Here is a 13,236-nt window from a genome sequence, read left to right as displayed (position 1 = left end):
GTGGACAGCATCGGCCACGGTCCCCGGCCGCCGCGCTCGAACGGAAGGCACTTCACCCTCGGCCGCCGCCCACTCCCAGTACGATTGCTCTCCTACCTGCTCCTCCCGAGCCGCTGGCGCTTCGAGCTTCTCGTCGGTAGCCTCATCCCCTCCGTACCCGCCCTGGACGGGAGCGAGCCGCCGTACGACCTGTTGCTCGCCAACGACATGGAGTTGCTTCCTTGGGCCACGTCAGTGGCACCGCGACTCGTCAAGCCCGCCCCGCATGGCCGCTTTCACCTCGATCTCCACGAGTTCGCGCCGAGCCAGGCGACCGGATGGCTGTGGAAGCTCCTCTTCCGCCGCTATCAGCGCTGGAGCATACCCTTCATCGGCTCGGCCGCCATCAGTTCGCGGTCAACCGTCGCGCCGGGTATCGGCCGCCTCTATGAGGACTACTTCGGCATCCCGCCGCTCTCGATCGTCCGAAGCTCGCCGGCCTACGTCGACTTGGAGCCGAGCCCCGCCGATCCGGAGCACATCCGGCTGCTGCATCACGGCAAGGCCGACCTTGACCGCAATCCGCAGCTGCTGTTCGATACGATGAAGCTCCTTGACGACCGATTCACCCTCACGATGATGCTGATCGGCTCGCCGCGTGTGATCGCCAAGCTGCGCAAGCTGGCCGAGCCGCTCGGATCGCGGGTGTCGTTCGTCCCGCCAGTCGCGGTCACGGAGGTCGCCGTTGCGGTGAACCCGTACGATCTCGAACTCATCTTCTTCCCACCCACGACCCTCAATCTGAAGCACGCGCTGCCGAACAAGTTCTTCGAGTCCGTCCAGGGCCGCCTAGGTATCGTCGTCGGAGACAGCCCGGAAATGGTGGACCTCATCAACGAATACCACCTGGGCATCGTCGTTCCGGCGTGGACCGCGGAGGCCTTAGCCGGCGCGCTACGACGGCTCACGGCCGAGCGAGTTGCCGGGTACAAGGCCGCCGCCGATCGGGCTGCCCAGCCGCTCTCCGCCGAGGCCGAGGCGCGGCGATTCCTGGAGGCAATCAGCGCCGATCAGGGGGCCTCGTGAGCGTGCGAACAGCCCTGGTGGTCTGCTTCTCCACCCTGGATCGGGACCCGAGGGTGGTACGAGAGATCGACTGGCTCCAGTCGGACGGCTGGGCTGTCGACAGCCTTGGCTTGGGCGACAAGCCACGGCCGACAGTGCGGAAGCACTACCCGTTGCTCGATCCCCCAACGGCGACCCGGCCTACGCTTGCGCGGGCCGCCATCCACATGTTCCTCCCCTATCGCGCACGATTCCGGCTGCTGATGGGCTCGCGCATTCCGCAGGATCTCGGCGCCGACGGCACACGCTACGATCTGATCCTCATCAACGATATGGACCTACTCCCTTGGATCGTGCTCGCCAGCCCGTCGCTGCTCAGCGCCCGGGGGCACGTCCATCTTGACGTCCACGAGTACCACGCGTGGGCGCCGCCGTCGCGTTGGGGCCGAATTGCCAAGATTCTGTTCGCGGGCTACCACGAGTGGACCAAATCGTTCGTTGCTTCGCCCGTCTTCGCGACGAGAACGACCGTCGCGGGCGGCATCGCCGCCCTTTATGCCCGGGAGTACGGCGTTCCGCGGGCCGCCGTAGTACGCAACGCCCCCGACTTCGTGAACGCTCTACCGTCGCCCGTGAACCCGGACCATATCGGTCTTGTCTACCACGGCAATGCCGACCTCAAGCGCGGGTTCGATCTGCTGATCCAGGCGGTCGAACTGCTCGACTCGCGCTTCTACCTCACCCTGATGCTCACGGGTGCGGAGGACGGCAAGGCGGCGGTACGCGCACTCGCGGGAGGTAATCCGCGCATCCACTTCGTCGATCCGGTCCCGCTGCTGCAGGTCGCCCAGCGGATCAATGAGTTTGACCTGGAAGTCATGTTCTTCCCCCCGGTCACTGAAAACCTGCGCAACGCCCTGCCCAACAAACTCTTTGAGGCCGTCCAAGGCCGGCTGGGACTTGTCATTGGCAAGAGCCCGGAAATGGTCAGGATCATCGAGCAGTATGGCAACGGTGTCGTCACACCTGAGTGGACCGCTGCTTCCCTCGCTTCCACGATCAATGGGTTGAGCGCAGAGCGCGTCGTCGAGCTGAAGCACTGCTCGGACACCGCCGCGCGAGAGCTCTCCGCTAGTGCCGAACGAGAGCGGTTCCTCGCGGCGGTCGAGTTCGCTGGCGATCAGGACCGGTAGCGTCCCGCGAGAACGTCGTCGAGAAGGCGGCGAAGCTTCGCCCCGCTTGCGCTAGCCGACTCGTTCTTGAGCGTCCACTGGTACCCTTCAAGCGCCAGCTGCCGGGCGCCAGCAGGGTCGTCGAGAAGAGCTTTAGTATTCTCGTAGACTCGGTCGTGTGTCGTCATAAGCCAGGCCCGATCGGCGCCGGGCGCGAGGGAGGGCTCTAGGGCGGGATCGGCACTCGTCAGCATCGCGCAGCAGACGGCCATTGCTTCGATCCCGAACACTCCTGGCATATACCCGTAGAACTGATTCAGGACGAGGTGGGCGTCCCGTAGGTTGTCCCGCACCGTTCGGTTGGCGGCTTGGGTCAATTCGCGGTAGTCAATCGAATACCCCTCAGCCCGCAGTCGTTCGATCGCATCGCGCACGAGGGCGGTGCCCTTGATCGCGGCCGATGACGGCGCGTGCACGATCACGACCGGGTCGTACGAGTCGAACTTTGCTATCGCCCGTTCGAAGTAATCATCGGGAAGGAAGTAAGTGAACGGCTCCATGTGCCGAGTGAGGTAGGAGCGCTGGTCGACGGGAGGGTTTACGATTGCATCGGCGAACCGGTCCGCGACAGCGGCGATCCGGCGCTTGAGCCGGTCGTAGCCGTCCGACTGGAACAGAGCCTCGTTTTCCCCGTAGTGTCCGACGATGTTCTCGCGGCCATGCTCGGCCACGAGCTCGGCCATGAGGCGGGGAGCGCGGATGTCGTCGCCCGTGAAGATACACACGATCTTGCGACCGTGTCTGCGAAGGTAACCGAACTCGAACTCCCGCTGGTCGGCGGTGTCTAGCAGGAACCCGCTCGCTCCGACGTAGATGAACCCGGCGGCACGGTTCATCAGCCGGGCGAGCAGTAGCGGCGCCCGGATGTGCCGCCCGATGCCGGAGATGGGAAGCTCGCTGTCATAGGGATAGTCATAGAACTTGTGTCGGCCCATCGACACGGAGTGAGAACTGGGAACCGCTGCAGCGATCTTGTAGACCATTGCCGCTATCTCGTGTGGCCCGACCACCCAACTCGCCGTTCCGCGCTCCTGGCGTCGCAACGCCCGGTTCAGCGGATACGCCACCCGAAGCAGGGCTCTCTGCGCCGCAACGGCGATTCGGGTGCGGAGCGTCAGCACCATCGCATCGCTCACGCGGCGTCGACTTCGAGGAGCTCGACCCATCGCACGAGGTTGAGGTATCGCCACAGCCCGTTCCCGCCGAACCCGAGGCGCTCCTGAGCCGAGTCCGAGCTGGCGGCCTCAACTGCGGCCGTGCCGTGCAGGAATCCGATGCGCTCAGCGGACTCGGGACTGAGCGCCGAGCTGCGGAAAGTGGTCAGCCACGACGACTCCGGGGTGGCGAAGCCAATCTTGTCGCGACGGTCGAGCACTTCGTCAGGCACTATGCCGCGCATCGCGCGACGCAGAATGCGTTTCGACTCCCCGTCGGGGCCCACCAGGTAGTCCTCCGGTAGGGACAGCGCGACGGCCACCAGCTCCCGATCCAGGAAGGGCACGCGGCTCTCGATTGAGAACCGCATAGAGTTCCGGTCGCCGTGGCGCAGCAGCGCGGGAAGTCCCCGGCTGGTCAGTCGGGTGCGCAGGAAGCTCGGCAGCCTACGCCCGCGCTCGCCCGCGACCTCGAGACGGGGATAGCGGACTGAGACACCGCGATCGACGAGGGCCGCGTGGTCGAACAGCGGGTTCGGCCGGCTCCGTGCCGCCTCGAGAGTGCGCGCCAGACGGACCGGGACGAACTCCGCGCCTGCCTCCAGCACTCCAGCCCGGCGCGACCGGTGCGGCCATGTCCCCCAATGATCGAGGAAGCGCTTCGCCGCCACAAGGCGGCCGCGTTCGACCAGAGAGCGCAGGCGCTGCGCCACGTATCCGTCGTAGCCGGCGAACATCTCGTCGGCGCCTTGCCCATCGAGGGTAACCACGACGCCGTGTTCGCGCGCGAGCCGGAACACGCGGTATTGCGCGTAGATGCTGGTGGAGCCGAACGGCTCACCCTGCGCCAAGATCATATCGTCGAGGTCGCTGAGGAGCTCCTGACCACTCGCCTCGACTTTGTGCGAAATTGCACCGGTGCGCGATGCAACGAGGTCGATCCACGCGTCTTCGGACTGCCGGAAGCCCGGCGCCACAAAGCTGAAGGTGTGGAGGTCGAAGTCCGGCTCCAGATGACGCACTGCCGCCGTAATCGCGGACGAGTCGATTCCGCCCGAGAGCGCGATCCCCACGGGGACGTCACTGCGTAGGTTACGCTGCACGCTCCGCAGAAAACCTTCGCGCACGGCCTCCGTTGCCTGGTCGAGGCTCAGTATTTCCCGGCGGACCGACGGCCACCAGTACCTCTGCGGCTGCCCCGCCACGCCGCCGTCGAGGTCCACGGTCAGGACGTGCCCGGGGGGGAGATGGCGTACGCCCTCGACGAATGTCCGCTCGGAGCTGTCGTAGACCCCCCACTGCAGATAATCGACCGCAGTCTGCCAGTCCAGCGTCGGACGACCAGGAAGTAGTTCCAGCAGTCCCGGCAGCTCGCTACCGAAGTGGAACGACTCGCCGGGCGCGCTGCGGTAGAACAGCGGCTTGATCCCGAAAACATCGCGAGCGATGATGAGGGTACGCGCTCGGCGGTCGAGCATTGCGAACGCGAACATGCCCTCGAACCGAGAGAGCGCCTGGGCGCCCCACTCGTCCCACGCCTGCAGGAGCACGTCGGTGTCTCCGCTGGAGCGGAAGCTTCGCCCACCCGCGATCAGCTCGTCGCGGAGCTCCACGTAGTTAGTGATCTCACCGTTGTATACGAGCGTGTACCGGCCGTCGTCGGAGGTCATGGGCATGTGCCCGGCAGACGACAGGTCGAGCACTGCCAATCGGGTCGACCCGAGAAGGATCGTCCCCCCCTCCGGCGAGCGCCACTCGGCGACACCACGATCATCGGGCCCGCGGTGGCTGATGCGTGTCAGCGCGTCAGCCACGCGACCGAGTGGGGAGGAGGACTCGTTCGCGAGCCATCCGCCAGCGATCCCGCACACGTCAGCTCATCGCCGTGCGGCGGCCGGCGCCGAGCGCACGCGCTCCACGGCCAATCGCAGTGATTCAGCGACGCGGTCAACATCGGACTCGGACAGCTGGGGGTAGAGCGGAAGCGTCAGCGCGCTGCGGTGTGCGCGCGTGGCGTTCGGCAGCGCCTCGTCCGGGATGCCAAAGCGCTCCCGGAAGTATGGCTGAAGGTGCATCGAGTAGGTTCCGAGCGTCGTCTCGACGTCCAGCTCTCGCATCTCACAGATTACGGCGTCCCGATCGATGTCCTCATCCAGTGTTACAACATAGGATTGGAACGAGTGGCGGGATCCCTCCGGGACGACCGGCGCCGTGACACCCTCCACCGAGCCAATCCGCTCGGTGAGCGCGGAAGCGAGCGTCTGACGGCGCCCGACGATGTGATCGAGTTTCGCCATCTGGGCGATGCCGATTGCGGCGTGCACATCGCTCAGGCGGTAGTTGAATCCGGCATCCACGAAGCTCATGAATAGGCCGTCGCGAACCGCACCGTGGGTGCGAAGCACGCGCATGCGTGCCGCAAGCTCCGAATCATTCGTGGTGATCATCCCGCCCTCCCCGGTCGTGATGATCTTGCGTGGATGGAACGAGAAAACACCGGCTGTCCCGAGCGATCCAGCGGGCCGGCCGTTGTAGAGCGCGGTGAGCGCACACGCGGCGTCCTCGAGCACAGGGATGCCGTGAACCGCGGCGATGTGGTTGATGGGATCCATGTCGGCCGTGAGTCCGAACGCGTGCACCGGCATGATGGCGGCGGTTCGTGGCGTGATCGCGGCCTCAAGCAGAGCTGGGGCCAGGTTAAAAGTGTCCGGTTCGATGTCTACGAAAACCGGAATGGCGCCGAGCTGCACTACAACGTTCGCGGTAGCGGGGAAGCTGAAGTCCGGGATGATCACCTCGTCGTCTGGTTTCACGCCCAGGCCAACGAGAGCCAGGTGGAGGCCTGTGGTCGCGGAGCTCACAGCGAACGCGTGCTCAGTTCCGACGGTATCGTTGACGAGTGCCTCGAGGGTCGCGGCTTTGGGCCCCTGCGTTAGGTACCCCGATTCGAGCACCTCCGCGACGGCCGCCAGCTCCTCGGCACCCGTGAGCGGAAGGTTCAGCCTCACGAGAGCACCGAACGGTACCAGTCGACGGTCTCCGCGAGCTGCTCGTCGCTGAGCGGCTGCGGGCGCTCGCCGAGCAGCTCGGTGAGCTGGCTCACATCGGCGCAGTGGCGACGCACGTCGCCCGGCCGCGCAGGCGTGTGGACGATCGGATGGTTCGGCGCCTCCAAGATCATCAGCAGCCGGCGCACTAGCTCGTTCATCGATGTCTCGTGTCCGGTCGCAACGTTGAGGACCTTGCCTCGGCAGTCCGGGGAATCGTAGATTTTGACGGTCATATTCGCACTGTCGCGCACGAAGGTCAGGTCTCGGGTCTGCTCGCCGTCGCCGTGGATCTCGATCGGCACTCCGTCGAGCACGCGCTTCACCACGATAGGCACGATCCCGGCGTAGGTGCCCGGATTCTGCCGTGGACCTATGTTATTGAACGGGCGCACGATCGTGGCGTCGATGCCGAAAGTCTGCACGTACGAGTGGATGATGTGGTCTTCGGCCGACTTGCTCGCCGCGTACGGAGTGATGGCGTCGTGCGGGTGCTGCTCGTCCATCGGGACGTAGCGCGCCGAACCATAGGCCTCCGAACTGGAGTAGTGCACCAAGCGCTCGATGAGGCCACGCCGAGAGATCTCGCAGAAGGTCGTGGCGATGCCGATGTTGGTCTGCACCGTCCACGCGGGATAGGTAAGAGAAGTGGGGAGCGGCACGACGGCTAGGTCGAAGACGGTATCGATTCGACGAGCCGTGACCACGTCCTGCATGGCGGCGAGATCAGCGGCATCAAGCCGGATGACCTCGAGATCGGAGCGTGCCGCCCGGGCCGCGACCAGGTTGTCCTCGTGACCCAAGAAGTAATTGTCCACCACAACGAGGTTCTTCGGATCGTCCTGGATCAGTCGGTCCACTAGGTGGCTGCCGATGAAGCCGGCTCCCCCTGTGACGAGAACCGACTTCGACTTCACCGACATGCTTCAGTCCTTAGAAATAGTTAGAGTGAGAAAGACGGCGAACGAACCGTCGCCTGCATCAGATCATGGTACCAGCGACCCTTGTGAGGGCGGGAAAGGAGCCTGTGTGCAGAACTCAGACTTGGCCTCGAAATCAGCGAGATTTGATCATGGCCTTCCCGCAAACCCATTCAATCCGCATGCTTGGATCGTCGGCGAGCCTTCCATCGGCGACGGCGTATGGATCGGCGCATTCACGGTCATCGACGGCAGCGGCGAGCTGACCATCGGTGATGGCTGTGACATATCGGCGGGCGCGCAAATCTACAGCCACTCGACAGTCGCGAGATGTGTCTCCGCAGGCGCGCGACCGATCGAACGGCGTCCCACCTTTATTGGCGCTAACGTTCACATCGGCGCGAACGCAACCGTCCTTATGGGAGCCACTATTGGAGATCATTCGATCGTCGGCGCCGGAGCAGTGGTCAGAGAGGGCACAGTGGCTCCCCCGTATAGCTTGCTCGTTGGTGTGCCAGCCCGAGTCATTCCCGATGCGGCACGCCGCATCGGGTCTGTCGAGCGCTGATTCCGACCAGTAAGGGCGTGCAAATGAATGTACGGGCGCCACGCCATGCCTATGTGACCTACTTCGACAGTGGTTACCTGGCACGCGGTCTGACCCTCGTTTCCTCGCTGCGGGACCACGGCGACAAAGCACCGGTTTGGGTGCTCTGCCTCGACGAAGCTGCCAAACGCTACTTGGACGACCTGGACGACCCCAGCATCCACACCCTGATGGCAGCTGACATTGAGGCGCAAGAGCAGCGTCTTGCGCCCCTGCGAGCCACCCGGTCCCGCATGGAGTATTACTTCACCTGCACTCCGCTCCTTCTTAAGTACGTGCGCGGCCAGCTTGGCGACCCCGGCTCGGTAGTTGTGTATTTGGATGCTGACCTCTACTTTTTCGACGACCCGGCCCTTTCCCTGTCGGAGTTGGGCAGTGGGTCTGTGGGCATCATCGAACACCGCTATCCAGAGCGACTAGCTCGGAGGCTCGGCAAGTACGGCCGATTTAACGTCGGCTGGGTGGCCTTCCGGGACGACAAGAACGGGAGACGCTGCTTGGACTGGTGGGCCGAGAGCTGCCTGGAGTGGTGCTCAGACACCCCTGAGGACGGCAAGTATGCGGATCAAGGCTACCTGGATAGTTTCCCCGGCCTGGTCGATAATGTCGTCATCCTGCCCGGCGCCGGACAGGACTTGGCCCCGTGGAACACCAGGCGCTACTCGTTCACCGCGCAGTTGCAGGGCGACACTACCCGGGTCTATGTTGACGGCGACCCGCTTGTATTCTTCCACTTCCACGGTGTCCGACGAACTCGACGCTGGTACGTCACGAGCCAGCTGGTTTACGGGAGCCCAATGGGCTCATCCCTGCGCAATGACGTCTATCAACCATATCTCCGTCGTCTTGCTGCAATCGAGGCCGGGCTTAGGGCCCGACGCACGGTCGCGATGCCCATCGCGCGCCGAGGTACCGGCCTGCGCGGCCTACTCTTCGGTATACAGCGCAATATCCTTGATGCGGCCTCGATCCTCTCTGGCAACGCGATCTATCTGCCTTCGTTACGCGACTAGGAGCTCTTCGCGAGCACCCACGCCTCGGACACTGACGGAATTCCGAGGTATGGCGCCAAGTCATAGTCGAGCCCAGGGTGAGTCTCGATCAGCTCTAAGCCGGCCCGGGCCGCCTCCATAAGTAGCTGCTGCCTGTTGAACACCAACTCAAGAGAGGGCTGACCATAGGCATATTTGGCGAAGCGAGTCGTTGGGGCGTCGTCCGTGATAGTCAGCCCATGCAGGATGACCTTTTGTTTGCTCACTCGGCCATATTCTGCAATTGCGAGCGGCCAGTCGGTCATGTGCAATAGGGCAACGCCGTCAATCACCAGATCCTGCGATCCATCTTCGACCGGGAGGTCGTAGGCACTCCCGATCCGGAACTCGCGGTGCGGATAATGCTGACGCGCCAAGCCGACCATTGCAGGTGAGATATCGACGCCGAGGTAATCAATACGCGGATTCCACATCGCCAACAACTCGGCGTTATAGCCCCCGCCGCAACCTGACTCGAGCACACGCAGCTCGCCTTCGGGAAGATTGTCGAGCGCCTGGAACAGCGAGGCCACATCCTCTCGAAGCCTGCCCTGTTTAGCTTGCTGGATGATCGGCTGCCACGCCGCGTCCTGCCGCTTGGCGGTGCGGTCCTCCCACACGTTGAACGCGTTGGCGCCGAATGATTCGACGTCCAGGGAGTAGCCGCTCGACGCAAGCACACGGCTCGATAGCTTCGGCATTCGCTGCGAAACGAATGGGACCAAGCGACTGAGAAGCGACACTGTTTCCCTTCGGATCAACCAACGAGTCCGAGAAACTCCTCGTACTCGTGAACGTAGTCCTTCGGATCATACGGGTGGGATGCGAGAACGACAAGAACAGCGTCTTCAGAATAGTCGTACTGTGTACCCCAAGTCAGCGCTGGCATGTAGAGCCCAAGCGAAGGCCGATCGAGCGCGACCACAGTCCGGCGATTCCCATCGTCGATCATCGCCTTGACCGATCCGCGCACGCACACGAGAAACTGTTCACACACACGGTGGGCATGTATCCCACGTGGTTCTCCCTCTGGGACGTCTCGAATAACAAACATTCGGGCGGCCGCGAATGGTAACGCGGCTCCCAACTCGGCGACGATCAGGGCGCCCTTCGCGTCGAGAATCTCCGCCAACTCGACAAGCCCGGCTCGCGACCAGCCGCCTGTCACCGCGACCTCGGTCAAAGCGACCCCAGAGCGGCGCTCACGTGCGCCACCTCTTCATCGGACAGCTCGGGGAAAAGCGGGAGGGAGAAGATAGTCTGGGCTGCCCGCTCAGTGACCGGAAGGCTTACGTCAAATTCGTGGAGCTCTTTGAGCGGCTGCAGATGATCGGGTACCGGATAGTGTACGTCGGTGGCGATCCCTGCTGACCGCAGCGTGTCCCTGGCGACTTCCCGGGCGGCGGCGTCGCTGGCCTGAACAACCGCGAGGTGACCGTTGTATGCGGGAGACACGCTCGTGACAAAGCGCAATCCTGTAGGACGCGCCTCCTCGTAGGCAGTATGAATTGCGCGCCGTCGCTCGTTCCACCGATCGAGGTGCGACATTTTGACGCGCACAATCGCAGCTTGCAGTTCGTCCATACGACTGTTCTTACCGTGGGCGCGCTCGATCGTGTATTTCCCCGACCAACCGTACTGCCGCAGTTGGCGCACTCTATCGGCCACCTCTGGTCGAGAGGTGAGTACTGCGCCTCCGTCGCCCAATGCTCCAAGGTTCTTTGTCGGATAGAAACTCGTCGTAGCTACGTCGCCGAAGCTGCCAGCGAGACGGCCGCCCCGTCGGGAGCCGAGCGCCTGAGCGCAGTCCTCAACGACCGCGATGCCGTGTTGCCGAGCCAGAGCCGCAATCTCGGCCACGTTCGCCAGCATCCCATACAGGTGCGTCACAACTACGGCAGCGGGAGTTTTCGGCAACGAGACGAGTGCCCTCTCGAAGGTCTCGGCGGTCATTAGCAGGGTATCCGCAGCAACGTCCGCGAATACGGGACGAGCGCTCAACAGCCGACTGGCGACGCTCGTGTAGGCGCCTGAGTTGGCGGTTGTCAGCACGAGATCGCCTGCTTTCACTCCGACAGCGCAAAGGGCAAGCTCGAGTGCGTCCGTTCCGTTTCCGACAAGTACCGCTGAACTCACTCCCAGATAGGCAGCGAGTTCCTGTTCGAGGGCGGCGTGCTGCGGCCCCATAACGAACCAACCACTTCGTACAACGGATCCCACGGCGTCCTCTATCTCCGACAGCAGCTCGGGTGGCGTCCGCGATAGATCATTGAATGGAATCGTGCTCATTGCTTGGTGCGCCTTCCCTGGCCTCATCGCTCGGAGACCGATGACACGGGCTGATCATCAAATGACATCAGCTTCACATATTCCGCCACGATCGGGTTCGTCGATCGGAGCTCAGCGAAGGTCCCGGAGGCGGTTACCTGCCCCCCTTCGAGCAGGTAGACCACGTCAGCGTGCTGCACGGTCGACAACCGATGAGCGATGACGACTACCGTCACTTGGCCGTGCAGTCGACGTAGGGTCTCACTGATGAAGGCCTCAGATGAGGCATCGAGCGCGCTGGTCGCCTCATCCATGATTAGGAGCCGCGGCGACGGATAGAGCGCGCGGGCCAGGCCGATACGCTGGATCTGGCCGCCGCTGAGAGAGTTCGCCTGGTGGCCGACGCTTGTATCGACGCCGTCTGGGAGTGCGTCAATGAAGTCCGTAAGAAATGCGTCCCGAACCACCTGCGCAAGACGCTTCCGGTCAATCTGATCGGCCGATATGCCGAGCGCTATATTTTCCGCAATAGTCCCCGAGACAATCCCCGGCCTTTGCGGAACATAGGAGACCGCGCCGGGTCTTACGCGGCGCAGCACGCTCGGTTCCACACCGTCGATAGCCACCGCGCCCGCGCTCGGATCAAAGAGGCCTAAGAGTACGTCGACCACGGTTGTCTTCCCGGCGCCCGATGGGCCGATGATGGCTGTGAACTGTCCAGACTCAGCTGTGAGGCTAACGCCGCTCAAGGCCGGTTGGGACGTTCCTGTGTATGTAAAGCCCGCATGCGTCAGGGCGACTTTGAGCCCCTTGTCGAATCGACCGGGTAGTGCCGCATCTGCGTCAGCTTGTGCCCGCGCGCGTTCTCCGCTGTACGCTTCCGATGCCTCGCCCTTTCGCTGCTCGGCCAGGAATGCACAGGCGAGTGTCGCCTGTGCAGCGTTCATTTTAATACTGCCGAGCGCGCTCTGCAGTGGCAGTAAGGACGCCATGATGCGCATTCCACCGGTAAGGAATACGCCCAAAGTAGTGGCACCTGACACTAGACCGTTAGTGAGAAGTTGCTGAGCCACGAGGGCAACAACGCCGACGATAAGCGCAGTCTCTACGATGTAGCGCGGCATTCCGGAGAGAAAGGCGGAAGTCGCTCCGCTATCAGAGAGCCGTGAGCGAGCGGTATGTAGGCGCTCAAGGTAGAAGTCCTGCTTACCCATGACTGACAACTCACGAAACGTATCGATGCTGTCGCCGACCAGATTCACGGTGTCGATTGACCCGCGGGACGCTTCCTGTCCCGCCCGCTTTAAGCTGCGACCGATCAACAACTGGATGCAAACGCCAACTAACGCGAAATACACCAATGCGAATACTGCCGCAACGAAATCCACGAAAAAGAATGCCGCACTGATCAGCACCAAGAGGAAGCCTTCACTGATAATCGTGCTGAAGCCGTTGAGAAGTCCGGTGAATGCTGCAGTGGACGAGCCCGTAATCGCGAATTGATACTCCGCCTTTGAGTACCGCTTGACGTCGTCCAGCGAGCCATGTAGCAGGTGACGGCCGATTGCGGTGGCATTCCTTGCTTCCACGCGTGCTATCAGGAAGGCCAGGCGACGCGAGAGAAAAAGCGCGAGCAACGACTTAAAAACGAATACCGCGAGCACAATCGCGGCAAGCCAAACAAGCGCGTACGGCCCTGCGAATGGCATCTCAACTCCGAGCACCGTTGCCGGCTTCGAAGAGCTAGGGCCGAGCGCCGTGGTTGCGACGCTAGCTATGACGCCAATCATCGCGACGCCGAACACGTCCAAGAGACCAGAAAGCGTCCGACCGGTTAATAGAGCAAAGAACCGGAGACGATCCGACTGTGCCATAAAACTCAGAGAAAGTCGGACGGCTCGAAGCATTGGGAAATTCTACCGTAAGGCGACCG

12 protein-coding genes are annotated in these 13,236 nt (G+C 63.0%); 4 read left to right on the top strand and 8 right to left on the bottom strand.

Annotated features, from left to right (window positions below):
* Both OSC27_RS02020 and OSC27_RS02015 read left to right on the top strand, forming a co-directional pair.
* Complete coding sequence (locus OSC27_RS02020) at positions 1-1,065, top strand: glycosyltransferase (protein WP_267179742.1); 1,065 nt, start codon at positions 1-3, stop codon at positions 1,063-1,065.
* Entirely contained in the window at positions 1,062-2,237 is a 1,176-nt protein-coding gene (locus tag OSC27_RS02015) for a glycosyltransferase (protein WP_267179741.1), read from the top strand. Before OSC27_RS02020 ends, OSC27_RS02015 begins: the two co-directional genes overlap by 4 nt.
* Here OSC27_RS02015 and OSC27_RS02010 read toward each other — a convergent pair.
* Genes OSC27_RS02010 through OSC27_RS01995 form a run of 4 tightly spaced genes read right to left on the bottom strand, consistent with a single transcriptional unit; the run spans position 2,225 to position 7,400 of the window.
* Entirely contained in the window at positions 2,225-3,412 is a 1,188-nt protein-coding gene (locus tag OSC27_RS02010) for a hypothetical protein (RefSeq protein WP_267179740.1), read from the bottom strand. The two genes, OSC27_RS02015 and OSC27_RS02010, sit on opposite strands and share 13 nt — an antisense overlap.
* The gene (gene asnB, locus OSC27_RS02005) at positions 3,409-5,301 is read right to left on the bottom strand and encodes an asparagine synthase (glutamine-hydrolyzing) (RefSeq protein ID WP_267179739.1); all 1,893 of its coding nucleotides are present in this window, start codon (positions 5,299-5,301) and stop codon (positions 3,409-3,411) included. The genes OSC27_RS02010 and asnB overlap by 4 nt, the downstream gene beginning before the upstream one ends.
* A gap of 6 nt (positions 5,302-5,307) precedes the next feature.
* The gene (locus OSC27_RS02000) at positions 5,308-6,438 is read right to left on the bottom strand and encodes a DegT/DnrJ/EryC1/StrS family aminotransferase (protein WP_267179738.1); all 1,131 of its coding nucleotides are present in this window, start codon (positions 6,436-6,438) and stop codon (positions 5,308-5,310) included.
* Entirely contained in the window at positions 6,435-7,400 is a 966-nt protein-coding gene (locus OSC27_RS01995) for a dTDP-glucose 4,6-dehydratase (RefSeq protein WP_267179737.1), read from the bottom strand. The genes OSC27_RS02000 and OSC27_RS01995 overlap by 4 nt, the downstream gene beginning before the upstream one ends.
* A 106-nt stretch (positions 7,401-7,506) precedes the next feature.
* Here OSC27_RS01995 and OSC27_RS01990 point away from each other — a divergent pair, with 106 nt between their 5' ends.
* Together OSC27_RS01990 and OSC27_RS01985 are read left to right on the top strand one after the other, a co-directional pair.
* Entirely contained in the window at positions 7,507-7,965 is a 459-nt protein-coding gene (locus OSC27_RS01990; RefSeq protein ID WP_267179736.1) for an acyltransferase, read from the top strand.
* Positions 7,966-8,018: 53 nt separating this feature from the next.
* Entirely contained in the window at positions 8,019-9,017 is a 999-nt protein-coding gene (locus tag OSC27_RS01985; protein ID WP_267179735.1) for a hypothetical protein, read from the top strand.
* Here OSC27_RS01985 and OSC27_RS01980 read toward each other — a convergent pair.
* From OSC27_RS01980 to OSC27_RS01965, 4 genes are read right to left on the bottom strand one after another with little or no spacing between them, the layout of a single operon-like run.
* Positions 9,014-9,736, bottom strand: a complete 723-nt coding sequence (locus tag OSC27_RS01980) for a class I SAM-dependent methyltransferase (protein WP_267179734.1) — start codon at positions 9,734-9,736, stop codon at positions 9,014-9,016. The two genes, OSC27_RS01985 and OSC27_RS01980, sit on opposite strands and share 4 nt — an antisense overlap.
* 56 nt (positions 9,737-9,792) lie before the next feature.
* A complete protein-coding gene (locus OSC27_RS01975) occupies positions 9,793-10,218 on the bottom strand; it encodes a sugar 3,4-ketoisomerase (protein WP_267179733.1) in 426 nt (141 codons plus the stop codon).
* On the bottom strand, positions 10,215-11,324 hold the full coding sequence (locus tag OSC27_RS01970) for a DegT/DnrJ/EryC1/StrS family aminotransferase (protein ID WP_267179732.1): 1,110 nt from the start codon (positions 11,322-11,324) through the stop codon (positions 10,215-10,217). Before OSC27_RS01970 ends, OSC27_RS01975 begins: the two co-directional genes overlap by 4 nt.
* A 23-nt stretch (positions 11,325-11,347) precedes the next feature.
* Positions 11,348-13,210: an ABC transporter ATP-binding protein gene (locus OSC27_RS01965; protein WP_267179731.1), complete on the bottom strand. Its 1,863-nt coding sequence runs from the start codon at positions 13,208-13,210 to the stop codon at positions 11,348-11,350.
* Positions 13,211-13,236 lie beyond the last annotated feature (26 nt).

It is taken from the genome of Microbacterium sp. STN6 (assembly GCF_026410545.1).
Classification (GTDB): domain Bacteria; phylum Actinomycetota; class Actinomycetes; order Actinomycetales; family Microbacteriaceae; genus Root112D2.
This window is presented reverse-complemented; position numbering and strand designations above follow the sequence as displayed.